This window comes from Kocuria sp. NBRC 114282, from assembly GCF_030268385.1.
GTDB classification, from domain to species: Bacteria; Actinomycetota; Actinomycetes; order Actinomycetales; family Micrococcaceae; genus Kocuria; species Kocuria palustris.
Genome location: NZ_BSQO01000003.1, coordinates 98,158 through 121,502, shown reverse-complemented (window position 1 = coordinate 121,502; position 23,345 = coordinate 98,158). Strand labels below are relative to the sequence as shown.

The window sequence follows — 23,345 nt, the reverse complement described above, 5'->3', positions numbered from 1 at the left end:
CGCAACTGTATGCACATTCGTTGGAATGGTCATAGCGGAGGTGGTAGCGGACCTGGGCCGATACCCCGGTGGATCGGGTTCCGCGACTGGCAGCCGGGGCGGTCTAGGCGGCGGAGAGCTCGGGGGACAGCTCGGCCTGAGCAGCGCTGACGGTCCCCTGCAGGGCCTGGGGCTCGGGTCCGGCAGCGAGGATACCGCGCGAGGAGTTCACGAGCACCCGTCCTCTGACCTGGGCGAACATGGCACCGAGATCCTGAGCGGTCGCGCCCTGGGCGCCGTAGCCCGGAGCCAGGACCAGGCCGTCGAGGCCGGCCAGGTCCACTCCGACCTGCGCGATCGCCTCTCCGGTGGTCGCTCCGACGACGAGTCCGTGGGGCCCCGTAACGAAGCGGTCATAATGCGAGTCCTCACCGGGCATGACCTGCACCGACGCTGAGAGAGCCCCGGAATTGCGCTGGGAGACGGCCTCCGCGACGGCGGCTGCCACTGACTCCGGAGCCCCTCGGTGCTGCACCGAAGCGCCCTCGGGATTGGAGGTCAGGGCCAGCACGAAGGTGCCGCGACCCGTGGCCTCGGCCAGCTCGAAGGCCGGCTCGAGGGCCCCGGCGCCCAGGTACGGGCTCAGCGTCACGGCATCGGCGCGAAGCGCGGACTCCTCGGCCAGCCAGGTGCGGGCATAGGCCTGCATGGTGGAGCCGATGTCCCCGCGCTTGGCATCGGCGATGGAGAGGATCCCGGCCTGACGGCAGGCCTCCAGGGTCTGCTCCAGGACGCCTATCCCGGAGGAGCCGTAGGCCTCGTACCAGGCCACCTGCGGCTTGATCGCGGCCACCCGGCCCTCGAGGGCCTCCACGACGCCCATGGAGAAGCGCAGCAGCCCCGCCGGGGTCTGGGGCAGCCCCCAGGCCTCCAGCAGCGAGGGATGGGCGTCGATCCCGACGCACAGCGGACCGTGCTCGGCGATCGCCGCCGCCGCGCGGGTGCCGAAGCTGGGTGCCGCCGGCTCAGCCACGGGCGGGCTCCGCCGACTCGCGGGCGGCGGCCACAGACTCGCGCAGCCGCTGCTCGTGGACCTGCAGCGGCGTGACGTCCCAGGTGTGCTCGCGCAGCGCCGTCACGGCCTGCACCACGGCACCCAGCTGGGCCACGGTGGTCACGATCGGCATGCCGACCGAAGTAGCCGCGGCTCGGATCTCGTAGCCGTCGCCGCGGGAGACCCCGCCGCTGGAGGGCGTGTTGAAGACCAGGTCGATCTCGCCCGCCTCGATCAGGTCCACGACGGTGCGCTCCGTCGAATCGCGATCGGAGATCTTGGCGACCACCGTCGAGTCGATCCCGTTGCGGCGAAGCACCTTGGCGGTGCCGCCGGTGGTCACGATCTCGAAGCCGAGGTCGCGGAACATGCGCACATAGGCCACCGCGGCGCGCTTGTCCTTGTTCGCGACCGAGACGAAGACCCGGCCCTGCGTGGGCAGCGCCACCCCCGCGCCGGCCTGGGCCTTGGCGAAGGCGGTGTCGTAGTGCTCGTCGATGCCCATGACCTCGCCGGTCGAGCGCATCTCGGGGCCCAGCAGCGAGTCCACGGCACGGCCCTCGGCGGTGCGGAAGCGGGCGAACGGGAGCACGGCCTCCTTCACGGCCACCGCGGCGTCGTCCGGCAGGTGCGAGCCATCGCCCTCGGGCAGCAGCGTCCCGTCGGCGCGCAGCTGCCGGATGGAGACTCCGGTGCCGATCAGCGCCGCAGCCTTGGCCAGCTGCACGCCGGTGGCCTTGGAGACGAACGGCACGGTGCGCGAGGCGCGCGGGTTGGCCTCGATGACGTAGAGGATGTCCGCGGCCAGGGCGAACTGGATGTTGATCAGCCCGCGCACCCCCACACCGGCGGCGATCGCCCCGGTGGCCTGGCGCACGCGCTCGAGCACGTCCGGGCCCAGGGTGACCGGCGGAAGGGTGCATGCCGAGTCGCCGGAGTGGATGCCGGCCTCCTCGAGGTGCTCCATGATCCCGCCCACGTACAGGCTCTGTCCGTCGTAGAGGGCGTCGACGTCGATCTCGATCGCGTCCTCGAGGAACTTGTCGATCAGCGCCGGGCGCTGCGGCGAGACCTCGGTCGCGTTCTCCAGGTAGGTGCGCAGCTGGTCATCGCCGTAGACGATCTCCATGCCGCGCCCGCCCAGCACGTACGACGGGCGCACGAGCACCGGGTAGCCGATCTCGGCCGCGATCGTGCGGGCGTCCTCGAAGGTCGAGGCCGTGCCGTTGCGCGGCTGAAGCAGCCCGGCATCGTGGAGCACGCGGGCGAAGGCGCCGCGGTCCTCGGCCAGGTCGATGGCCTCCGGCGTGGTGCCCAGGATCGGGACCCCGGCGGCCTTGAGCTGCGCGGCCAGCTTCAGCGGGGTCTGACCGCCCAGCTGCACGAACACGCCCAGCAGCCCGCCGGTGGCCCGCTCCGCGGCGATGACCTCCATGACGTCCTCGAAGGTCAGCGGCTCGAAGTACAGGCGCGTGGAGATGTCGTAGTCGGTCGAGACCGTCTCCGGGTTGCAGTTGAGCATCACGGTCTCGTAGCCGGCCGCGCCCAGGGCCATCGAGGCGTGCACGCACGAGTAGTCGAACTCGATGCCCTGCCCGATGCGGTTGGGCCCGGAGCCCAGGATCAGCACCGAGTTCGCCGAGTGCTCCCCGACCTCCGTTTCCTCGTCGTAGGACGAGTAGTGGTACGGGGTGTGGGCCTCGAACTCGGCCGCGCAGGTGTCCACGGTCTTGAACACCGGGCGCACGCCCAGGGCGTGGCGCACCCCGCGCACCACGTCCTCCGAGACCAGGGCCAGCCGGCCGATCTGCTCGTCGGAGAAGCCGTGGCGCTTGGCCAGGCGCAGCGTGTCCTCGCTGAGGTCCGGATCGGCGCGCACCGTCTCGGCGACCTCGTTGAGCAGGCTGATCTGGTCCAGGTACCAGGGGTCGATCCCGGTGGCCTCGTGGACCTGGTCGATGCTCGCGCCGTTGAGCAGCGCCTGCTGCACCGCGTGGATGCGCTCGGTGGTCGAGGCGCGGGTGGCATCGATCAGGCGCTGGGTCCCGTGCGGGCCCATCTCGACCTCGGGGCTGGCGAAGTCGAAGCTCGAGCCCTTCTGCTCGAGCGAGCGCATGGCCTTCTGCAGCGCCTCGGTGAAGCTGCGCCCGATGGCCATGGCCTCGCCGACCGACTTCATGGTGGTCGTCAGCGTGGGATCGGCGGCCGGGAACTTCTCGAAGGCGAAGCGCGGGCACTTCACCACGACGTAGTCGAGCGTGGGCTCGAACGACGCCGGGGTCTTCTTGGTGATGTCGTTGGGGATCTCATCGAGGGTGTAGCCCAGCGAGAGCTTGGTCGCGATCTTGGCGATCGGGAAGCCGGTGGCCTTGGAGGCCAGGGCCGAGGAGCGCGAGACGCGGGGGTTCATCTCGATGACGACCACGCGTCCGGTCTCCGGCTCGACCGCGAACTGGATGTTGCAGCCGCCGGTGTCCACGCCGACCTCGCGGATCACGGCGATCGAGATGTCTCGCAGGTTCTGGTACTCCCGGTCGGTCAGCGTCAGCGCCGGGGCCACCGTGATCGAGTCGCCGGTGTGCACGCCCACGGGGTCGAAGTTCTCGATCGAGCAGACCACCACGACGTTGTCGTTGCGGTCGCGCATCATCTCCAGCTCGTACTCCTTCCAGCCCAGGATCGATTCCTCGAGCAGGACCTCGGAGGTCGGGCTGTACTGGATGCCGGCGCCGGCGATGCGGCGCAGGTCGGCCTCGTCGTAGGCCAGGCCCGAGCCCAGGCCGCCCATGGTGAACGACGGGCGCACGACCATCGGGTAGCCGAGCTGCTCGGCGGCGGCCAGGGCCTCATCCATTGAGTGGACGATGATCGAGCGGGCGGACTCGGCGCCGCAGCGCTCCACGACGCCCTTGAAGGCCTCGCGGTCCTCGCCCAGGTTGATCGCCGCGATGTTCGCGCCGATCAGCTCGACGTCGTACTTCTCGAGCACGCCGTTGGCATCCAGGGCGATCGCGGTGTTCAGCGCGGTCTGCCCGCCGAGGGTGGGCAGGATCGCGTCGGGGCGCTCCTGGGCGATGATCTTCTCGACCACCTCGGGGGTGATCGGCTCGACGTAGGTGGCGTCGGCGAACTCCGGGTCCGTCATGATCGTGGCCGGGTTCGAGTTCACGAGGATGACCCGCAGGCCCTCCTCCTTGAGAACCCGCAGGGCCTGGGTCCCCGAGTAGTCGAACTCGGCTGCCTGACCGATCACGATCGGGCCGGAGCCGATGACCAGGACGCTGTTGAGATCGTTCCTGCGCGGCATCAGTTCTTGGCCTCCTGGCTGGCGGTGCTCTGGCTGGTCTCTGCGACGACGGCCTCAGCCTGCGCGCCGCCGGTGAAGGGCTCGCGGGTGCGCAGCATGTCGACGAAGCGGTCGAAGAGGTAGGCGGCGTCGTGCGGACCGGCCGCCGCCTCGGGGTGGTACTGGACGGAGAACGCGGGGATGTCCAGGCAGTTCAGGCCCTCGACCACCTGGTCGTTGAGCCCGATGTGGCTGACCTCCACGCGCCCGAAGCCGCCGGCCGGGGCCTCGACGGGCCCGTCGAGCGGGGCGTCGACGGCGAAGCCGTGGTTCTGCGCGGTGATCTCCACCTTGCCTGTGCGGCGGTCCAGCACGGGCTGGTTGATGCCGCGGTGGCCGAAGGGCAGCTTGTAGGTCCCGAAGCCCAGGGCCCGGCCCAGCAGCTGGTTGCCGAAGCAGATCCCGAAGAACGGGGTGCCCGAGCGCAGGACGTCGCGCAGGACCTCGATCTGGGCCTCGGCGGTCTCCGGGTCGCCGGGGCCGTTGGAGATGAACACGCCGTCAGCGCCCAGCTCGCGGATCTGCTCGACAGTGGTGGCTGCCGGCAGCACGTGCACGCGCAGCCCGCGCTCGGCCATGCGCCGCGGGGTCATGGACTTGATGCCGAGGTCGATCGCGGCGACATCGCCGATGACCTCGCCGTCCCAGCCGTGCTCGGACGGCTCGATCGTGTGGGCCTGCTCGGTCGTCACGGTCTCGGCCAGGCGCTGCCCGGCCATCGAGGGCTGCTCGCGGACCTCCGCCAGCAGCTCGTCGACGGTGCGCGAGCCCAGTGCTTCGCCCGAGAAGATCCCGGCGCGCATGGACCCGGCGCTGCGCAGGTGGCGGGTCACCGCGCGGGTGTCGATGTCGCGGATGCTGACGATGCCCTGCTCGGCCAGCAGCTCGTCCAGGGTCTTCTCATTGCGCCAGTTCGAGGCCACACGGGCGGCGTCGCGCGCGGCGTAGCCGGCGACCCACACGCGGCGGGACTCGTCGTCCTGCGCGTTCGTGCCCGTGTTGCCCACGTGCGGAGCGGTCATGACCACGATCTGGCCCGCGTACGACGGGTCGGTCAGGGTCTCCTGGTAGCCGGTCATCCCGGTCGAGAACACAGCCTCGCCGAGGGTGCGGCCTTCAGCGCCCCAGGCGCTGCCGCGGAAGGTGCGCCCGTCCTCCAGGACGAGGATCGCAGGGGTGAGGGGGTGTGCGGTCACGGAGCAGTCTCCTGGTTCTGCGATGCGGAAGCGGCGCCCTCGTGGGGCGTCTCGGAAGTCTGTGCGGTGCCGTAGGCGGCCAGCGCCTCGAGCAGCCGGGGGCGATCCTGGGAGCCCTGCGGCCGGAAGCCGGTGTCCACCGGCTCGCCCGCGAAGTCCCAGGTCACCATGACGAGCCCGCCGGGCTCGACGAACTTGCCGACCATGCCGGAGCCGGTGCCGTAGTCGGTGACGCGCTCGGCGGCGATCCACACGGGCTCGGCGCCCGTCCGGTCGATGAGCAGGCCGTCCTCGTAGAGGAAGACCCGGGCTCGGGTGCGCACGCCCAGGCCGTGGCCGACCAGGCGGTCCATGGTATTGCCGTGGCGGGTCGTGGCCACGTACATGCCGTCCACGTGCCCGAGCGGGTCGCGCTGCTCGATGTCCGAGGGCAGCTCAGGCAGCGGCGCACGGGACTCGTCGCGGTTGCGGCGACGGCGCCAGGCCAGCGCAGCCGGCACCAGGACAACGAGCACGACGGCGATGCCCCACAGGGCGGTCTGCAGCCTGACATCCATGCCGCTCACCGCCCCTGGTACGGGCCGCCGACGCTGCGGGCGGCGTCGGGATGGGGGCTGGAGAGCTCGCCGTCGAGCACGACGGGGTGCCCGCGCAGCAGGGTCGCGCGGACCGAACCGGGCAGGGTCAGGCCGCGGTAGGGGTTGTTGCGCCCCTTGCTGGCGTGGGCCTCGGGATCCACGACGGTCTCGGCGGCCGGGTCGAAGAGCACGATGTTGGCGGGCTCCCCCTCGGCCAGCGGTCGGCCTTGCTCCCCCAGTCCGCCGATGCGCGCCGGGGTCTCGGAGAGCACCCGGGCCACGTCCGCCCAGGTGAGCAGGCCGGTGTCCACGAGGGTGTGCTGAGCGATCGACAGCGCGGTCTCCAGCCCGGTCATGCCGTGGGCCGCACCGGACCACTCGCACTCCTTGTCCTGGCGCGGGTGCGGTGCGTGATCGGTGCCGATGACGTCGATCGTGCCGTCGGCGACCGCCTGGCGCACGGCCTGGACGTCCTCCTCGGTGCGCAGCGGCGGGTTGACCTTGTAGACGGGGTCGAAGGTGCGCACGAGCTCGTCGGTGAGCAGCAGGTGGTGCGGGGTGACCTCGGCCGTGACGTCGATCCCGCGCTCCTTGGCCCAGCGCACGAGCTCGACCGATCCCTTGGTGGACAGGTGGCAGATGTGCAGGCGCGAGCCCACGTGCTGCGCGAGCAGGACGTCGCGGGCGATGATCGCCTCCTCGGCGACCGCCGGCCAGCCGCCCAGGCCGAGGTCCGCCGAGACGGAGCCCTCGTTCATCTGGGCGCCCTCGGTCAGGCGCGGGTCCTGCGCGTGCTGGGCGACGACGCCGTCGAAGGTCTTGACGTACTCGAGAGCCCGGCGCATCAGCAGCGGGTCGTGGACGCACTTGCCGTCATCCGAGAAGACGCGCACGGCGGCCCGCGACTCGGCCATGGCGCCGATCTCGGAGAGCTGCTCGCCGGCCAGTCCGACGGTCACGGCGCCGATGGGCTGGACCTGCGCCCAGCCGGCATCGCGGCCCAGGCCCCAGACCTGCTCGACCACGCCGGCGGTGTCGGCCACCGGGTCGGAGTTGGCCATGGCGAAGACTGCGGTGAAGCCGCCGCGGGCGGCTGCGCGCGTGCCGGTCTCCACGGTCTCGGCGTCCTCGCGTCCGGGCTCGCGCAGGTGGGTGTGGATGTCGACCAGTCCGGGCAGCGCGATCAGGCCCTGGGCCTCGATCACCCGCGCATCGGAGTCCTCGAGACCCTCGCCGATGCGTTCGATGCGGCCGCCGGTCACGAGCAGGTCGGCCGTGCGCTCGCCCAGCAGGCTCGCGCCGCGGATCAGCCAGCGCTGCGCGCCTGTCGCGGACGGTTCGTTGGCGGGGCTCATCGGGTCTCCTCAGGGCTGAAGGGATCGGCGCCGGCGGTCTCGTCCGCGCCGGTCAGCAGCAGGTACAGGCAGGCCATGCGCACGGAGACGCCGTTGGCGACCTGGCGCAGCACGGTCGAGCGCGGCGAGTCGGCGGCCTCGGAGGAGATCTCCAGGCCGCGGTTCATGGGGCCGGGGTGCATGATCGCCGTCTCCAGCCCGGCGGCATCCAGCAGCTGCAGGCGCTCGTGGGTCAGGCCCCAGGTCCGGGCGTACTCGGCCTCGGACGGGAAGAACGCCGCGTGCATGCGCTCGCGCTGCACGCGCAGCATCATCACGGCATCCGGGCCCTCGGCCAGGGCCTCGTCCAGGTCGAAGCGCACCTCGACCGGCCAGTGCTGCACGCCCACGGGCACCAGCGTGGGCGGGGCCACCAGGGTCACCCGGGCGCCGAGCGTGGACAGCAGCCACATGTTGGAGCGGACTACGCGCGAGTGCAGGACATCGCCCACGATCACCACGTGCATGCCGGCGAGGTCGGTGCCCGTGGGGTCCACCCCGGCCAGGCGGGCGCGGTGCTGGCGCAGGGTCATGGCATCGAGCAGTGCCTGGGTGGGGTGCTCGTGCTTGCCGTCTCCGGCGTTGAGCACGGCGGCGTCGATCCACCCGGAGGTCGCCAGCTGCTGCGGGGCGCCCGAGGCGCCGTGGCGGATCACCACGGCGTCGGCGTTCATGGCCATCAGGGTCTGGGCGGTGTCCTTGAGGGACTCACCCTTGGAGACCGAGGAGCCCTTGGGCGAGAAGTTCAAGACGTCGGCCGACAGGCGCTTGGCGGCGGTCTCGAAGGAGATGCGGGTGCGCGTGGAGTCCTCGAAGAACAGGTTCACGACGGTGCGGCCGCGCAGGGCCGGCAGCTTGCGCACGGACTGCTGCCCCAGCTCCCCCATCCGCTCGGCGGTGTCGAGGATCTGCAGGGCCTCGGCGCGGGTCATCTCCCGCGTGCTCAGCAGGTGCTTCATCCCTCGATCACCACCTGGTCGGTCTCCTGCGCGCTCGCCTCGGCGCTTCCGTCGATCTCGGACAGCCGCACGCGGACCCGCTCCTGGGAGGAGGTGGGGAGGTTCTTGCCGACGAAGTCGGCGCGGATCGGCAGCTGGCGGTGGCCGCGGTCGACCAGCACGGCCAGCCGCACGATCTCGGGGCGTCCCAGCTCCGTGAGGGCGTCCAGGGCCGCACGGATGGTGCGACCGGAGTAGAGGACGTCGTCCACCAGGACCACGGTGCGGCCGTCGATGCCGGCCTCGGGCAGGCGGGTGGGCCAGGGGACGCGCGAGCCGGAGGTGCGCAGGTCGTCGCGGTACATGGTGACGTCGAGCTGGCCGAGGGAGGTCTGCGGATCGAAGTCCTCGAACTGGGCGAGCTTGGCCGCCAGTCGCTGCGCCAGCGGATAGCCGCGGCGCGGGATGCCCATGAGCACGAGGCTCTCAGCGCCCCGGTTGGACTCCAGGATCTCGTGGGCGATGCGCGTCAGCGCCCTGTCGATGTCGGCCGGAGCCAGGATCCGCCGTGCGCTCGACGCGCCGCCGTCCTGCTCGCGGCCCGAGCTGTGCGTCGCCGTCTCGCGGAGGTTCTCCTCTGCCACGGTGCGCCTCCTTCCCCGCCTCTCCGGACGGACTTAAAGGGTGCTGTACCGACGGCAACCCTAGCACCGGGGACCCTGTCCCCCGGACGGGCTCTGCCGCTCGTGCGGCCATCGGCCAGGGGCCCGGACATGCGCGCGCACCGGTGCGGGGCACCGGTGCGCGCGTGTGCATGTCGGCCTGGAGCCGGCCTCAGGAGGCGTCGGTGCGCCTTGCGGAGCCTTCCTGCTGCTCGTCGGAGCCGGGCGCCAGGACCTGCGCGCCCTCCAGCTCGGCCTCGTCGAAATCGGGCAGGGCCACACCCTGCTCCTGCTCGGCGGACTCGGCCAGGACCTGCGCCACCGTGGGCTGGTCCGCTGCCTCGGGATCCGCCTGCTGGGCGGCCAGCAGAGTGGGCTTGATCTTCTGCAGGCGCCCGAGCAGGCCGTTGACGAAGTTCGGGGAGTCGTCGGTCGACAGCTCGCGGGCCAGCCCCACGGCCTCGGCCACGGCGACGGCGTCCGGGACGTCGTCGTTGTAGAGCAGCTCCCAGGCCCCCACGCGCAGCAGCGTGCGGTCCACGGCGGGCATCCGCTCCAGCGTCCAGCCGCGAGACCAGGTCTGCACGGCCTCGTCGATCTCCTGGCGGCGCAGCAGCACCCCGCGGATGATCTCCTCCGTGTAGGCGCCGAGCTGCTTGTCGTCGTGGGCGCGGCGCCGGCTCATGACCTCGAGCGCGGGCTCGTCGCGCTGCTCGGCCTCGAAGAGGACCTCGACAGCCCTGGTGCGGGCCCTTCCGCGTGCGCTCATTCGGAGACGCGGCCGAGGTAGTCGCCCGTGCGGGTGTCGACCTTGACGCGCGTGCCCTCCTCGACGAACAGCGGGACCTGGATCTGGTAGCCGGTCTCGACGGTGGCGGGCTTGGTGCCGCCGGTCGAGCGGTCGCCCTGCAGACCCGGGGCCGACTCGGTGATCTCGAGCACGACCGACGGGGGCAGCTCGATGTACAGGGGGGTGCCCTCGTTGAACGCGATGGTGGCGTTGGAGGCCTCGAGCATGAAGTTCTCGGCATCTCCCACCACGGCGGCCGGGATGGTCACCTGGTCGAAGGTGTCGTTGTCCATGAAGACGAAGTCCTCGCCGTCCTTGTACAGGTACTGGTACTCGGAGCGGTCGACCGTGGCGGTCTCGACCTTGGCGCCGGCGTTGAAGGTCTTGTCGACGACCTTGCCGGAGGTGATGTTGCGCATCTTGGTGCGCACGAAGGCGCCGCCCTTGCCCGGCTTGACGTGCTGGAACTCGATGACGCTCCAGAGATTGCCGTCGATCTTCAGGACGGTGCCGTTCTTGATGTCGTTCGAGGTGGCCATGCTCTCTCTCTCGTCGCCGGGGCGTCCGAAAAGCGCGGACGGGTGCGGATCGCAGGACACTCTAGCAAGGCGGGCGCCGCCGCGATCCCGGGGGCGGCGACTGTCGGGGGCCTCAGACCGCGACCTCCTGGTACACCGCGTAGAGGATCGACGGGTCGGGCACCTCCATGATGCGGGGACGGGCGATGCCGTCCAGCACCACGAAGCGCAGCAGGCCGCCGCGGGTCTTCTTGTCCCGCTTCATGACCTCCAGCAGCTTGGGCCACTGGTCGAAGCGGTAGGCGACCGGCAGCCCCAGGGACTCCAGGATGCTGCGGTGGCGCTCCACGACCTCGTCCGAGAGCGTGCCGTTGGTGCGGCCCAGCTCAGCGGCGAACATCATGCCGACCGAGACGGCGGCGCCGTGGCGCCACTGGTAGCGCTCGTTCTGCTCGATCGCATGCCCCAGGGTGTGGCCGTAGTTGAGCATCTCGCGCTCACCCTCCTCCCGCAGGTCCCCGGAGACGACGCCCGCCTTGACCCGGATGGTGCGCTCCACGAGCTCGCGCAGCACGGGTGAGGCCGGGTCGGTGGCCTCCTCCAGCTGCTGCTCGATCAGCTCGAGGATCCGCTCATCGGCGATGAACCCGCACTTGACCGTCTCGGCCATGCCCGTGAGCAGCTCGTTGCGCGGCAGGGTGGACAGCACGTCGAGGTCGCACAGCACGCCGGCCGGCGGATGGAACGAGCCCACGAGGTTCTTGCCCTCGGAGGTGTTGATCCCGGTCTTGCCGCCCACCGCGGCATCGACCATGCCCAGGAAGGTCGTGGGCACGTGCACCACGCGGATGCCGCGCAGCCAGGTCGCGGCCACGAAGCCGGCCAGATCGCTCACCGCTCCGCCCCCGACCGAGACGATGGCGTCGGTGCGGGTGAAATCGGCCTGGCCCAGAGCCTGCCAGCAGAAGCCCGCGACCTCCAGGCGCTTGCCCTCCTCGGCATCCGGGATCACGGCCTGGAAGGCCTGGTAGCCCTCCCCCTGCAGCTGCTCGACGACCACCTGGCCGTTGGCCTCGAGGGCCTGCGGGTGGATGACGAGCACCTTCTGGACTCGGCTGCCCAGGATCTCGGCCAGGTGGCCCATCAGGCCTCTGCCCACGAGGACCTCGTACTCGTCCTCGGGGCGCGAACCGGTCACGGGGATGCGTGTGGTGGTCATGGCTCTCCTTCGCTGTGCGCTCCGCGCGACGAGGCGCGTCACGAGCGGTTCGTGCGGTGGTCTGTCTCGATGGTCTCAGCCGGCGGCCTGGCGGCGCAGGGCCTGGATCTCCTCGTGCAGGTCCTCGGCGATCCTGGAGATCGGGCGGTTGCCGCTGGCGTCCAGGCGGATGTCCGCCAGGGCCTCGTAGGTGTCCCGGCGCTGCGCCATCAGATCGCGCCAGCGCTGCACGGGGTCTCCCTTGAGCATGGGGCGGTTGCCCGCCCGACGCAGCCGGCGGCGCACGGAGCGCTCGTCGATCTCCAGGTAGGCGACCATCTGGTGCTGCAGCAGGGCCTCGACCGAGGCCGTCATGGGAGCGCCGCCGCCCAGCGAGAGGATCGAGTCGGCCAGCGACTCGTCCTCCAGCAGCTCGGCGATGGTCTCCGCCTCGATCCTGCGGAACTCGTCCTCGCCCCGGGCCTCGAACAGCTGCGGGATCTGCCCGTGGCGCTGCACGATCAGCGAGTCCGAGTCGGCGTAGCCGTAGCCGTAGCGCCGGGCCATGTACTTGGCCAGGTGCGATTTGCCCGCAGCCATGGGCCCGATCAGCACGATCGGGCCCTGGGAGGGCCCCAGATCCGCCTGCGGATCCGGGGCCGCGGGACGACGACCTCGGCTCACGCGTTGCGCTCCGGCGCAGGCCCCTCCGTGCCCTCGAACGCGCCGAGCTCGCCGCTCGAGCGCAGCGCCTCCGGGATCGCGGCCAGGTAGGCGTCCTTGTTGCGCACGGTCTCGGCGATCGAGTCGCCGCCGAACTTCTCGAGCGCGGCCTCCGCGAGCACGAGCGCGACCATGGCCTCGGCCACCACGCCGGCGGCCGGCACGGCGCAGACGTCCGAGCGCTGGTGGTGGGCCCGGGAAGCATCGCGCGTGGCGATGTCCACGGTGCGCAGCGCCTTGGGGACGGTCGCGATGGGCTTCATGGCAGCCCGCACGCGCAGGACGTCTCCGATGGACATGCCGCCCTCGATGCCGCCCGCGCGGTTGGAGACGCGGTGCACGCGGCCGTCATCGCCGATCATGATCTCGTCGTGGGCCTGCGTGCCGGGACGCGCGGCAGTGAGGAAGCCGTCGCCGACCTCCACGCCCTTGATCGCCTGGATGCCCATCAGCGCACCGGCCAGGCGCGAGTCCAGGCGGCGGTCCCAGTGCACGTAGGAGCCCAGGCCCGGAGCCAGTCCGTAGGCCAGGACCTCGACGACGCCGCCGAGGGTCTCGCCGTCCTTGTGCGCGGCGTCGACGGCTTCGACCATCTTCGCCGAGGTCTCGGCGTCGTGGCAGCGCAGCGGATCGGCGTCCAGGGCCTCGACGTCGCCGGGCACCGGGCGCGCCGCCTCGATCGGGGATTCGACGCCGCCCACAGCGGTCGTGTGCGAGACCAGGCCGACGCCCAGGGCCTCGAGGATCGCAGCGGCCACGGCGCCCAGGGCCACGCGCGTGGCGGTCTCCCGGGCAGAGGCGCGCTCGAGCACCGGACGGGCCTCGTCGTGGCCGTACTTCTGCATGCCGGTGAAGTCGGCGTGACCGGGACGCGGGCGGGTGAGCGCGGCATTGCGGGCGCGGCCCTCGAGCAGCGCAGGGTCCACGGGATCGGCGGACATGACCGTCTCCCACTTGGGCCACTCGGTGTTGGCGATCTCGATCGCCACCGGACCGCCCTGGGTCAGGCCGTGTCGCACGCCGCCCAGCAGCCGCACGCGGTCCTGCTCGAACTTCATGCGCGCGCCGCGGCCGTAGCCGAGGCGGCGTCGGGCCAGCGCGGCCTGGATGTCGGCCGAGGTCAGGCTGACCCCGGCGGGAACGCCCTCGATGATGCCCACGAGGGCTTCTCCGTGGGACTCACCAGCACTCAGCCAGCGCAGCATGTTCAGCCTCTCTTCGTCCTGGGCTCCTCGCGCGGTCGCGGGAGCATGTGGGTGATTCCTCGGCGTTCGTGCCGAGCGCAGCCCGTGCCCCGAAGGGGCTCAGGAGCTGCGCAGGACCGCCTCGGCCAGCTCGGGCCGCCCGGCGGCGGTGCACAGGGCGCGGATCACCGCGTGCTCCTGGGGCAGGGTCTGGTCGATCGAGCGACCGGTGAACAGCCGGATCTGATCCAGTGCCTGCAGCACGAGCATATCCAGCCCGGGGACCACCGTGCCCCCTGCCCGCTGCCATGCCCGCGCCAGCGCCGAGGGCCAGGGGTCGTAGGCGGCATCCAGCAGGGTTCCACCGGTGCTGCGCCCGGGCACCGAGGCCAGCTGCGCGGCCAGGTCATCGGCGCCGTGCGGCGGCAGGGTCGAGACCACCAGATCCGATCCGGCCAGATGCTCCGCCGCGGCGTCCCAGTCCCGGATCCGCAGCGGCAGCCCGAGGCGCTCAGCGGCCTCGACCGCGCGCCCGGCGCGCTGTGGCGAGCGGACCCACAGCTCGATCTCCTCGGCACCCAGCTGCTGCAGGGCGGCCAGGGCCGCCGTGGCCGTCCCGCCGCCGCCGAGCACCGAGGCCCGCGCACCCTCCGGAACCGCGCCGGCCGCCCGCAGCGACGCAGCGATCCCGGCGACGTCTGAGTTGTGCCCCAGCAGGGAGCCGTCGGAGCGCGGGCGCAGCGTGTTGACCGTGCCGACGGCCGCCGCCTGATCGCTCAGCTCGTCGGCCAGCTCGGCGGCCTCCGACTTCAGGGGCATGGTCACCGACATCCCCTGCCAGGCCGGATCCTGGCGCAGCAGCGCGATCTGCCCGGTGAGCTCGCCCTCCTCGAGGTCGTAGGCCCGATAGTCGATCGCCTCCCCCAGCACCCGGTAGGCGGCCTCGTGCAGCCGAGGCGACAGGGAGTGGCCGATCGGATGGCCGGCCACCCCCGCGTGGGCAGTGCTCACTGGCACTTGTCCTCGTTCTCGGAGCACCACTGCTGGTACTCGTCGACGTTCTCCGCGTGCTCCTCGAGCGTGGAGGCGAACTTCGTCTCACCGGTGTCGAGGTTGACCGTGACCCAGTAGTAGTAGTCGTTCTCCGCCGGGTTGGCCGCCGCGTCGATGGCCTCGGTGCTCGGCGAGCCGATCGGGCCCACGGGCAGGCCCGGGTTGGCGTACGTGTTGTACTCGTTCGACTTGTCCTCCTTCTCCTCCTCGGAGATGTGGACGGTCGTCTCGCCCAGGCCGTAGGCCACCGAGGCGTCCGACTGGATGAGCCCGCCGGTTCCGGCGTCCGGGTTGTCCAGGCGGTTGTAGATCGCTCCCGCGACGTCGTCGTAGATGTCCGGCACGCCCTCGAACTCGACGATCGAAGCCACGGTGAGGATCTCGAACTCGTCCTCCTCGGCCACGCCTGCGTCCTCGAGCGCGCTGTTCGTGGAGTCGACCATCTCCTGGAGGATCTCCTCCGGGGTGGCATCCAGCGGGAAGCGGTACTCGCCCGGGTGCAGGTAGCCCTCGATCGTGGGGAACTCGTCCGAGATGCCGTACTGCGTGGGATCCTCGGCAGCGTCCTCGAAGTCCTGCACCGAGTGCCCGGTGGACTCGGAGAGGATCTGGAACGTCTCGTCCATGCGGACCGTGCGCGGGACGGCGGCGTAGTCGGTCGCCTCCTCCTCCTGCATCAGCCTCGAGACGGCGGCCTCCGAGCTCATCTGGCGATTGAGCTCGTACTCCCCCGGCTGCACGAAGTCGCCCGCATGGCCCTCGTTGAAGACCTCCACGAAGCGCTCGCCGTCGGCGACGATGTCCTCCTCCTCCAGAGTGACCGCGATCTGATCGACGGTCGCGCCCTCCTGGACGGTGAAGGTCACAGGGTCCTGGCCCTCGCCGCGGTAGTCGTGGCGCTCGAACCACCCGAAGGTGGAGCCCAGCACGGTCACGGTGAGCACCACGGCCACGGTGAACAGCGCGATGGCCCCCAGCAGCGACATGTTGTGCTTCTGGGTCAGCCGACGCAGCTCTTCCGGCGATCGGTTCTCGGCCTCGAAGGCCCCCGCGATCTCGCGCGATTCGCGCCGCGGCCCCCCGCTGGTGCCGGCCGAGTCCTCGGTGTGCGCGTCAGTGCGCGGGTCCTGGTCGCTCACGACAGGTCTCCCTCCGGATGGGCGGTCGTCTCCGCGGAGGCGACCGTGGTCTGGTGTGCTCCGGAGCCGGCGTCGGCTCCGTCAGCGGGGGAAACCTCCACTCCGGCCAGCCCGCCGGAACGATGGATCATGGACAGTGCGGCCTCGAGGATGGTGACCGCCGCCTGGCGGTCCACCTTGTCCCGATGCTCGCGTCGGGACACGCCCGCTTGGAGCAGGGCGCGATGGGATTCGGCGGAGCTCCAGCGCTCGTCGAGCATGCGCACGGGCACCGACCAGCCCTTGGCCGCCAGGCGCCGCTGCAGCCCCTGGGCCCAGGCGATCGCCGCGCGCGTGGAGTCGGTGTGCCCGCCGGACATGGCCAGCGGCAGCCCGACGACGACCTCGACAACCTCGTGCTCGTGGACCAGGTTGGCCGCGAGCTTGATGTCGAAGCCCTTGCGGCGGTCCCGCTCGAGCGTGGTCAGCGGGGTGGCCAGGATGCTGTCGGGGTCGGACAGGGCCACGCCCACGCGCACGGTGCCGACGTCGACGCCCAGGCGCCGACCCGGCCGGATGGCCGTCGGCGCCTGCGCGCTGAGCTGTTCGGAGGACATGGCCAAGGCCTCAGGCCCCTGCTCCGGTGCGCAGCTCGGCCTGGATGGCCTCGAGCGCAGCCCCGGTGCGGGCGGGGTCCTGGCCGCCGCCCTGGGCGAGGTCGTCCTTGCCGCCTCCGCCGCCGCCGAGCACGCCTGCGGCGGTGCGCACGAGCGCCCCGGCCTTGGCTCCGGCCGCGCGGGCGGCCTCGGTGGTGGCCACGAGCACGAGCGGACGCCCGTTGGAGGCACCGGTCACGGCCACGACGGCGGCACGATCATTCAGGCGCCCGCGCAGGTCCAGGGCCAGTGCGCGCAGGTCGTCCGCTCCGGAGACCTCGCCCATGTCGTGGGCCAGCACCGTCAGCGAGCCGATCTGCTGTGCCTGATCCAGCAGCGAGCCCGCCTGGGCCTGCAGCTTCTCGCGGCGCAGCTCGCCGAGCTGGCGCTCCGTCTCCTTGAGCTTGTCCAGGGTCGACTGGAGGCGCTCGGGCAGCTCCTGCGAGGACTGCACCTTGAGCATGTCGGTCAGCTGGCTGACGAGCGTGCGCTCGGCGGCCAGGTGGTTGAACGAGTTCAGGCCCACCAGGGCCTCCACGCGCCGGTTGCCCGAGCCCACGGAGCCCTCCGAGATCAGCGACAGCGAGCCGATCTGCGCGGTGTCATCGACGTGCGTGCCGCCGCACAGCTCGCGCGACCACTCGCCGTTCATCTCGACCACGCGCACGACGTCGCCGTACTTCTCGCCGAACAGGCTCATGGCGCCCAGGGCGCGGGCCTCATCAAGCGGCATCTCACGGGTGAAGACCTCGTGGTCGTCGTGGATCACGGCGTTGGCCAGGCCCTCGACCTCCTGCTTCTGCGCCGTGGTCAGGCCCTCGCCCCAGCTGAAGTCGAAGCGCAGGTAGCCCTCCTTGTTGAAGGAGCCGCGCTGGACAGCCTCGGGGCTGAGCACCTCGTGCAGCGCCGCGTGGACGATGTGCGTGGCCGAGTGCGCCATCTCGCCGTCGCGGCGGCGGCGGACGTCGATCGCGGCCGTGACCTCGGAGCCCACGGCGACCTCGCCGGAGACGACCTTGCCGCGGTGGACCGACAGGCCCTTGACGGGCTGCTGGACGTCCGCGACCCGGATCACGAAGCCGTCGCCGGAGATCGTGCCCGTATCTGCGGCCTGGCCGCCGGACTCGGCGTAGAACGGGGTCGTCTCGAGCACGACCTCGACCTCCTGGCCCTCGGAGGCGGCCGGAGCCGTCTGCCCGTCCACGAGCAGGGCGCGGATCGTGGTCGCGGTGGAGAACTCGTCGTAGCCGGTGAAGATCGAGCCGCGCTGCTCCTGCAGGGCGCGCAGCACCGAGAGGTCCTCGAAGCCGCCCTTCTTGGCCTTGGCATCCGCGCGGGCGCGCTGGCGCTGCTCCTCCATCAGGGAGCGGAAGGCCGTCTCGTCGACCGCGACACCGGCCTCGGCGGCCATCTCGAGGGTCAGGTCGATCGGGAAGCCGTAGGTGTCGTGCAGGGCGAAGACATCGGCACCGCCGACCGACCCGCCCTGGGCCTTGGCCGCGGAGACCGCCTGGTCCAGGCGAGCCGTGCCGGACTCGATCGTCTTCAGGAACGCCTTCTCCTCGGCGTAGGCGATCCGGGAGATGCGCTCGAAGTCGTCCTTGACCACCGAGTAGACCTTGCCCATGACCTCGGAGGAGGCCGGCAGCAGAGTCGGCAGGCAGGGCTCGGTCACGCCCAGCAGGCGCATGGCGCGGATCGCGCGGCGCAGCAGGCGGCGCAGGATGTAGCCGCGGCCCTCGTTGCCGGGCACCACGCCGTCGCCGATGAGCATCAGCGAGGAGCGCACGTGATCGGCGACCACGCGCATGCGGACGTCGTCCTCGTAGCCCTCGTCCCCGGGGTTCTCGGAGCCGCGGTACTTGCGGCCGGAGAGCTTCTCGGCGGCGTCCAGGACGGGACGGACCTGGTCGGTCTCGTAGAAGTTCTCCACGCCCTGCAGCAGCATGGCCATGCGCTCGACGCCCATGCCGGTGTCGATGTTCTTCTTGGGCAGTTCCCCCAGGATCTCGTAGTCCTTGCCGCTGCCCTCGCCGCGCTGGTACTGCATGAACACGAGGTTCCAGATCTCGATGTAGCGGTCGTCATCCGCGGCGGGGCCGCCCTCCTTGCCGTAGCGGGGGCCGCGGTCGTAGAAGATCTCGGAGTCGGGACCGGCCGGGCCCGGCTGGCCGGTGTCCCAGAAGTTCTCCTCCTTGGGCATGCGCTGGATGCGCTCATCCGGCACGCCCACGGTCTCGCGCCACAGCGCGTAGGACTCCTCGTCGTGCTCGTAGATCGTGATCCACAGCCGCTCGGGATCCAGCCCGAAGCCGCCGTCCTCCACGGAGCTGGTCAGCAGCTCCCAGGCGAACGGGATGGCCTTCTCCTTGAAGTAGTCGCCGAAGGAGAAGTTGCCCGCCATCTGGAAGAACGTGCCGTGGCGGGCGGTCTTGCCCACCTCGTCGATGTCGAGCGTGCGGATGCACTTCTGGACGGAGGTCGCGCGGTCGTACGGCGCCTGCTCCTGGCCCAGGAAGTACGGGATGAAGGGGACCATGCCCGCGATGGTGAACATCGAACCGGGCGCGGTCGAGACCAGGGACGCCGACGGCACGACCGTGTGTCCCTTCTTCTCGAAGAAGCTCAGCCAGCGCTCGGTGATCTCGTGGGTCAGCATGTCGTCCTCTTGGTCCTCTGGAATCGTGTCGGTCTGTGGGGGGAATCGGCAGGAGCCGATCCGTGCGTCGCGGATCAGGACCCGCCGCGGGAGCTCTCGACAGTCGCGTGGTCGTCGTGCTCGATGATCGTCTGCTCGTCTGCCCGGGGCCCGGGCTGGAGCTCAGCTGCAGCGCGCCCGCTCAGCCGCTCCGCCGCAGCCTCGCGGCGGCTTCCTGCACCGGAGCCGCCGAGCTGATCCCGCAGCTCGGTCTCGGCCTGGTCCATGCCCGCGCGGATGTCCTGGACTACGCGCAGCACGCGTGTGCCCAGCCGGTTCTCCCGCACGGGCACCTCGAGGCCCTGATCCGCCGGCTCGACGGCGCCGCGCCCGCGCTCGACAGCCTGGGCGAGCGCCCGACGACCGCGGTCGCTGCCGACGGCCCGACCGGCGCCTGCGCCCACGGCGGCGCCGGCCGCCAGAACGGCGAGCCTGGTCAATGCGCTCATGCGTGGGGTCCTTCCGCGTCTCGGCGCTCGGGCTGGTCGGCCTGGTCGGGATCGCGCCGTGCTGAGCTGCGCTCGACGGACTCCCCGGACATGCTCTCACCCTGAGGCCGCTGCGCGGATGAGGCGCCCGTCTCGGGGCTGTCGGAGGGCGAATCCGTATCCCACTCCGTGCCCTCCCACCAGGCGCCGCCCTGCTCGCTCACGGGCATCCCATGAGCGGGGGCCGTGCGTCTCGGCACGGACTGCTCGTCGCGCGGGAAGGAGCCGGCGTGATCGGTCGGTGCCGTCTCGGTGCGATCGAGGTCCTCGGCGGCACCCGGGCGGGCGGCATGCTCGGCCTCGCGGGCCCTGCGGCGCTCCTCACGACGGGCCCGCACGGCATCGCCGCTGAAGGCCCGGCGCACCCCGGAGGAGAACGCGGCCGTCTTGATGATGGGCTGGCCCACGGTCGAGGCCACCAGGGAGGTCATGGCCGACATACTGGCCGAGGCGTCCGAGACGCTGTCGGTGATGACATCGACCTTCTCGAGCTGCGAGTTGGTCGTGGCGACCGTGCGCGTGACCTCCTCGAGCAGCGGCTCGGTCTCGTCGTTGAGGTCGCGGATCAGGATCCGCAGCTCATCGAAGACGCGGCCCAGCTTGACGATCGGGACCGCCAGCAGAGCGACGAGCACTGCGAACACGCCGGCGGCGATGAGCCCGGCGATGTCTCCTCCGGTCATGTGATTGGAGTGCTCCTTGCTCGGCGACGGCAGAGATCGGGAGAACCTGCCCTGGGCCGCACGTCCCGACGACGGACGGAAGTCGGCGGCAGGGCGTGCAGTGCGGGTCCAACTGTAACCAAAAGGTCACGATCGTCGCGGCCAGCTGTGATGAGGACTTCGTGGCGTCCGCTGAAGACACGCCCCAGCACCCTTCCGTCCGATGACGCGCCGCCCCCTCCGTGACCAGCGCATACAAGTGTGTACTGTGAGCTGCACCACACCGGAGAACCGGTGTTCAGCTCTCGGATCAAGGGGAATCCATGCACCGCACCACACCCTCCCGCGCGCCGCGCGGCGGCGCCCAGACGCCGACGCCCGTCCGCAGCCGCCGTCGCTCCCGCGCCGTCGCGGCACTCATCGCCACCTCGGCCATGGCCCTGACGTCCTCCGGCGGGCTGCTGCCCGCCTACGCCGCACCCGCCGCCGAGACGGGCGAGCAGCGCCAGCTCGTGCTCGCCGCAGAGGGCGTCAGCGCCGCTCAGGCCGTCGCAGCGATCGAAGCGGCCGGCGGCGAGGTCGCCGAGCACAATGACGCGATCGGCCTGTTCACCGTCAACGGCCCCTCAGATCTGGACGAGCGCCTGGAATCCTCCGCCGCCATCGCCGGCACCATGGACGATCACGTCATCGGCTACACCCCGGATGCCCAGGCGCAGCACCGGCGCAAGGACACGGACGAGGTCGAGCGCGCCCGTGCCGACCGCCCGGCGGTGAAGGCCGACCCCAAGAACCGACGGGTGCCGCCGGGGCAGGCGAAGAAGCGCCCCGAGCCCACGACCGCCGATGACCCCCTGCGCAGCCGGCAGTGGAACCTCGACATGATCGATGCCGACCAGGCCCACCGCACCCAGACCGGCAAGGGCGTGCGGGTCGGCGTCATGGACACCGGAGTGGACGGCACGCACCCGGACATCGCCCCCAACCTCAACACGGGCCTCTCCCGCAACTTCACCACCGACATCCCGGAGATCGACGGCGCCTGCGCCGAGGATCCCGACGGCTCCTGCGAGGACGGCAGCACCGTGGACGAGGGCGGTCACGGCACCCACGTGGCCTCCACGATCGCCTCCCCCGTCAACGGGCTGGGCATCGAGGGCGTGGCCCCGGGCGCAGAGATCGTGAACCTGCGCGTGGGCCAGGACAGCGGCTACTTCTTCCTGGAGCCGACGCTCGAGGCCCTGACCTATGCCCCCACCGCGGGCGTGGACGTGGTCAACATGAGCTACTACATCGATCCCTGGGCCTTCAACTGCACGGCCAACCCGGCCGACAGCCCCGAGGAGCAGGCGCAGCAGCAGCTCACGATCGAGGCCACCAACCGGGCGCTGCGCTACGCGAAGACCCACGGGGTGACGCTGATCGCCGCCATGGGCAACTCCCACATGGACCTGGGCAACCCGCAGGTGGACGACTCGAGCCCGGACTTCCCCGAGGGCCAGGCCCGTGAGCGCACGATCGACAACTCCTGCCTGGACATCCCGACCGAGGGCGACGGCGTGCTGAGCGTCTCCGCCGTGGGGCCGTCGGGGATCAAGGCGGACTACTCCAACTACGGCACCGAGCAGACCACGGTCGCCGCCCCGGGCGGGTACTTCCGCGACTACGACGGCACCCCGCGCGGGCGCCAGCCCGGGAACATGATCCTGGCGGCCGTCCCGGCCGTCGTGGTCCGGGAGATGGGCGTGCTGGATGAGAAGGGCGAGTCCACGGACCCGTTCATCGTCAGCGAGTGCGACGCCGCCGGACAGTGCGCTTACTACGAGCACATGCAGGGCACCTCCATGGCCGCCCCGCACGCCACCGGAGTCGCTGCGCTGATCATCGGCTCCCAGGGCCAGCCCGATCGCCAGCTCGGCGGGGTGAAGCTGCAGCCGCACCGCACCGAGAAGCTGCTCGAGCTCTCCGCCCACGAGAAGGCCTGTGACGCCCCGGTGGTCTCCTATCCCGGGCGCGATGCCTCCTACACGGCGCCGTGCGAGGGCACCGCGGAGTTCAACGGGTTCTACGGCTCCGGGATCGTCAATGCCGCCAGCGCCGTGAGCCGCACGCCGCACAAGCACTGAAGATCGCCTCCGTCCCGGTGAGCCGCTGCGCGGCTGACCGGGACGGACATGACGAAGGGCCCGCACCGTCCGAGGACGGTGCGGGCCCTTCCGCCGACCGGTCGGCCGCAAGAGCGGCCGACCGGGTGCAGGCCTGGATCAGGCCATGCGGGCGTAGTACTCGACCACGAGCTGCTCTTCGCAGGTCACGGGGATCTCCGAGCGCTCCGGCAGGCGGGTGAAGGTCGCCTGCAGCTTGTCGATCGCGACGTCCAGGTAGGCCGGGGTGTCCGGGAGGACATCCTGGTGCGCGCCGGTGGCGGCGACCTGGAACGGAGCCATCTTCTCCGAGCGCGAGTGCACGTGGATCATCTGGCCGGGCTTGACCATGAACGACGGGCGATCGACTCGCTGGCCGTCGACCATGATGTGGCGGTGCACGACGAGCTGACGGGCCTGGGCCATGGTGCGGGCGAAGCCGGCACGCAGGACCAGGGCATCGAGACGGGACTCGAGCAGGGTCAGCAGGTTCGTACCCGTACGGCCCTCGCGACGCTTGGCCTCGACGTAGGCGCGGTGCATCTGCTTCTCGCGGATGTTGTACTGCGCGCGCAGACGCTGCTTCTCGAGCAGGCGGACCTTGTAGTCCGAATCCTGCTTGCGACGGGCACGGCCGTGCTCGCCCGGACCGTACGGACGGCGCTCGAAGTACTTCTCGGCCTTCGGCGTCAGAGCGATGCCGAGGGCACGCGACTTGCGCACCTGGCGGCGCGCGCGATTGGCGTTGTTGGACACGATGGTCCCCTTTCATGCGGGCGCTGCGGATCCGGCACAGCAGTGCTGCGATCCGCAGGGCATTCTGTTCGGCACGGCCTCCGTCACGGCATCTTTCCGTGCGGAGAGCTGGGGATCAGCCGCAATCCCCTCACGCTGCAGGTCACCTGCTCGAGCTCCCGGGTCCGTGCGGTTGGGACACGTCCGAGGTGCGCGAGGCAGGGCCTTGCC

At 71.2% G+C, this 23,345-nt stretch carries 18 protein-coding genes and 2 pseudogenes; 1 reads left to right on the top strand and 19 read right to left on the bottom strand.

Going from position 1 to position 23,345, the window contains the following annotated elements; all coding sequences use genetic code 11:
- Nucleotides 1–103: 103 nt before the first annotated feature.
- The 18 genes and pseudogenes from pyrF to QSJ40_RS06665 all read right to left on the bottom strand — a co-directional run.
- Nucleotides 104–1,012, bottom strand: a complete 909-nt coding sequence (pyrF, locus tag QSJ40_RS06750) for an orotidine-5'-phosphate decarboxylase (protein WP_268143176.1) — start codon at nucleotides 1,010–1,012, stop codon at nucleotides 104–106.
- Nucleotides 1,005–4,340 carry a carbamoyl-phosphate synthase large subunit gene (gene carB / locus QSJ40_RS06745; RefSeq protein WP_285729740.1) on the bottom strand — a complete coding sequence of 1,112 codons (3,336 nt, stop codon included), beginning with the start codon at nucleotides 4,338–4,340 and terminating at the stop codon, nucleotides 1,005–1,007. The genes pyrF and carB overlap by 8 nt, the downstream gene beginning before the upstream one ends.
- Nucleotides 4,340–5,575: a glutamine-hydrolyzing carbamoyl-phosphate synthase small subunit gene (gene carA, locus QSJ40_RS06740; protein WP_285729738.1), complete on the bottom strand. Its 1,236-nt coding sequence runs from the start codon at nucleotides 5,573–5,575 to the stop codon at nucleotides 4,340–4,342. The genes carB and carA overlap by 1 nt, the downstream gene beginning before the upstream one ends.
- Entirely contained in the window at nucleotides 5,572–6,132 is a 561-nt protein-coding gene (locus QSJ40_RS06735; protein ID WP_024290524.1) for a PH-like domain-containing protein, read from the bottom strand. Before QSJ40_RS06735 ends, carA begins: the two co-directional genes overlap by 4 nt.
- A gap of 5 nt (nucleotides 6,133–6,137) precedes the next feature.
- Nucleotides 6,138–7,508, bottom strand: coding sequence for a dihydroorotase (locus QSJ40_RS06730; protein WP_285729736.1), 1,371 nt, complete (start codon nucleotides 7,506–7,508; stop codon nucleotides 6,138–6,140).
- Entirely contained in the window at nucleotides 7,505–8,506 is a 1,002-nt protein-coding gene (locus QSJ40_RS06725) for an aspartate carbamoyltransferase catalytic subunit (RefSeq protein WP_053447325.1), read from the bottom strand. The genes QSJ40_RS06730 and QSJ40_RS06725 overlap by 4 nt, the downstream gene beginning before the upstream one ends.
- Complete coding sequence (gene pyrR, locus QSJ40_RS06720; protein WP_285729733.1) at nucleotides 8,503–9,129, bottom strand: bifunctional pyr operon transcriptional regulator/uracil phosphoribosyltransferase PyrR; 627 nt, start codon at nucleotides 9,127–9,129, stop codon at nucleotides 8,503–8,505. Before pyrR ends, QSJ40_RS06725 begins: the two co-directional genes overlap by 4 nt.
- Nucleotides 9,130–9,508: 379 nt before the next feature.
- Nucleotides 9,509–9,916, bottom strand: a pseudogene (nusB, locus tag QSJ40_RS06715) (transcription antitermination factor NusB); the annotation flags it as partial.
- Nucleotides 9,913–10,476, bottom strand: coding sequence for an elongation factor P (gene efp / locus QSJ40_RS06710; protein ID WP_006213279.1), 564 nt, complete (start codon nucleotides 10,474–10,476; stop codon nucleotides 9,913–9,915). The gene efp and the pseudogene nusB, both read right to left, overlap by 4 nt.
- Nucleotides 10,477–10,588: 112 nt before the next feature.
- Nucleotides 10,589–11,674, bottom strand: a complete 1,086-nt coding sequence (gene aroB, locus QSJ40_RS06705; RefSeq protein WP_285729730.1) for a 3-dehydroquinate synthase — start codon at nucleotides 11,672–11,674, stop codon at nucleotides 10,589–10,591.
- 75 nt (nucleotides 11,675–11,749) lie between these two features.
- Complete coding sequence (locus QSJ40_RS06700) at nucleotides 11,750–12,337, bottom strand: shikimate kinase (RefSeq protein ID WP_285729728.1); 588 nt, start codon at nucleotides 12,335–12,337, stop codon at nucleotides 11,750–11,752.
- Nucleotides 12,334–13,581, bottom strand: coding sequence for a chorismate synthase (gene aroC, locus QSJ40_RS06695; RefSeq protein ID WP_285729726.1), 1,248 nt, complete (start codon nucleotides 13,579–13,581; stop codon nucleotides 12,334–12,336). The genes QSJ40_RS06700 and aroC overlap by 4 nt, the downstream gene beginning before the upstream one ends.
- 99 nt (nucleotides 13,582–13,680) lie before the next feature.
- On the bottom strand, nucleotides 13,681–14,571 hold the full coding sequence (locus QSJ40_RS06690) for a shikimate dehydrogenase (RefSeq protein WP_006213283.1): 891 nt from the start codon (nucleotides 14,569–14,571) through the stop codon (nucleotides 13,681–13,683).
- Nucleotides 14,568–15,752, bottom strand: coding sequence for an endolytic transglycosylase MltG (gene mltG / locus QSJ40_RS06685; RefSeq protein ID WP_285729724.1), 1,185 nt, complete (start codon nucleotides 15,750–15,752; stop codon nucleotides 14,568–14,570). Before mltG ends, QSJ40_RS06690 begins: the two co-directional genes overlap by 4 nt.
- A complete protein-coding gene (gene ruvX / locus QSJ40_RS06680; protein WP_285729722.1) occupies nucleotides 15,749–16,348 on the bottom strand; it encodes a Holliday junction resolvase RuvX in 600 nt (199 codons plus the stop codon). The genes mltG and ruvX overlap by 4 nt, the downstream gene beginning before the upstream one ends.
- A gap of 10 nt (nucleotides 16,349–16,358) precedes the next feature.
- Nucleotides 16,359–19,046, bottom strand: coding sequence for an alanine--tRNA ligase (gene alaS, locus QSJ40_RS06675; protein ID WP_285729720.1), 2,688 nt, complete (start codon nucleotides 19,044–19,046; stop codon nucleotides 16,359–16,361).
- A gap of 74 nt (nucleotides 19,047–19,120) precedes the next feature.
- Nucleotides 19,121–19,534 (bottom strand): hypothetical protein, encoded by a 414-nt coding sequence (locus tag QSJ40_RS06670; RefSeq protein ID WP_153005635.1) that lies wholly within the window; start codon nucleotides 19,532–19,534, stop codon nucleotides 19,121–19,123.
- 383 nt (nucleotides 19,535–19,917) lie between these two features.
- Nucleotides 19,918–20,256, bottom strand: a pseudogene (locus tag QSJ40_RS06665) (DUF948 domain-containing protein); the annotation flags it as partial.
- Between the two features lie 302 nt (nucleotides 20,257–20,558).
- On the opposite strand from QSJ40_RS06665, the gene QSJ40_RS06660 reads away from it, so the two are divergent.
- Nucleotides 20,559–22,361 (top strand): S8 family peptidase, encoded by a 1,803-nt coding sequence (locus QSJ40_RS06660; RefSeq protein WP_285729717.1) that lies wholly within the window; start codon nucleotides 20,559–20,561, stop codon nucleotides 22,359–22,361.
- A 138-nt stretch (nucleotides 22,362–22,499) separates the two neighbouring features.
- On the opposite strand, the gene rpsD is transcribed toward QSJ40_RS06660, so the two are convergent.
- Complete coding sequence (gene rpsD / locus QSJ40_RS06655) at nucleotides 22,500–23,135, bottom strand: 30S ribosomal protein S4 (protein WP_006213290.1); 636 nt, start codon at nucleotides 23,133–23,135, stop codon at nucleotides 22,500–22,502.
- Nucleotides 23,136–23,345 lie beyond the last annotated feature (210 nt).

What these genes read in the sequence shown, in the direction of transcription:
- carB (WP_285729740.1), bottom strand. Translation starts at nt 4,340, where the DNA reads ATGCCGCGCAGGAACGATCTCAACAGCGTCCTGGTCATCGGCTCCGGC.
- QSJ40_RS06735 (WP_024290524.1), bottom strand. Translation starts at nt 6,132, where the DNA reads ATGGATGTCAGGCTGCAGACCGCCCTGTGGGGCATCGCCGTCGTGCTC.
- QSJ40_RS06730 (WP_285729736.1), bottom strand. Translation starts at nt 7,508, where the DNA reads ATGAGCCCCGCCAACGAACCGTCCGCGACAGGCGCGCAGCGCTGGCTG.
- QSJ40_RS06725 (WP_053447325.1), bottom strand. Translation starts at nt 8,506, where the DNA reads ATGAAGCACCTGCTGAGCACGCGGGAGATGACCCGCGCCGAGGCCCTG.
- efp (WP_006213279.1), bottom strand. Translation starts at nt 10,476, where the DNA reads ATGGCCACCTCGAACGACATCAAGAACGGCACCGTCCTGAAGATCGAC.
- aroB (WP_285729730.1), bottom strand. Translation starts at nt 11,674, where the DNA reads ATGACCACCACACGCATCCCCGTGACCGGTTCGCGCCCCGAGGACGAG.
- aroC (WP_285729726.1), bottom strand. Translation starts at nt 13,581, where the DNA reads ATGCTGCGCTGGCTGAGTGCTGGTGAGTCCCACGGAGAAGCCCTCGTG.
- ruvX (WP_285729722.1), bottom strand. Translation starts at nt 16,348, where the DNA reads ATGTCCTCCGAACAGCTCAGCGCGCAGGCGCCGACGGCCATCCGGCCG.
- alaS (WP_285729720.1), bottom strand. Translation starts at nt 19,046, where the DNA reads ATGCTGACCCACGAGATCACCGAGCGCTGGCTGAGCTTCTTCGAGAAG.
- QSJ40_RS06670 (WP_153005635.1), bottom strand. Translation starts at nt 19,534, where the DNA reads ATGAGCGCATTGACCAGGCTCGCCGTTCTGGCGGCCGGCGCCGCCGTG.
- QSJ40_RS06660 (WP_285729717.1), top strand. Translation starts at nt 20,559, where the DNA reads ATGCACCGCACCACACCCTCCCGCGCGCCGCGCGGCGGCGCCCAGACG.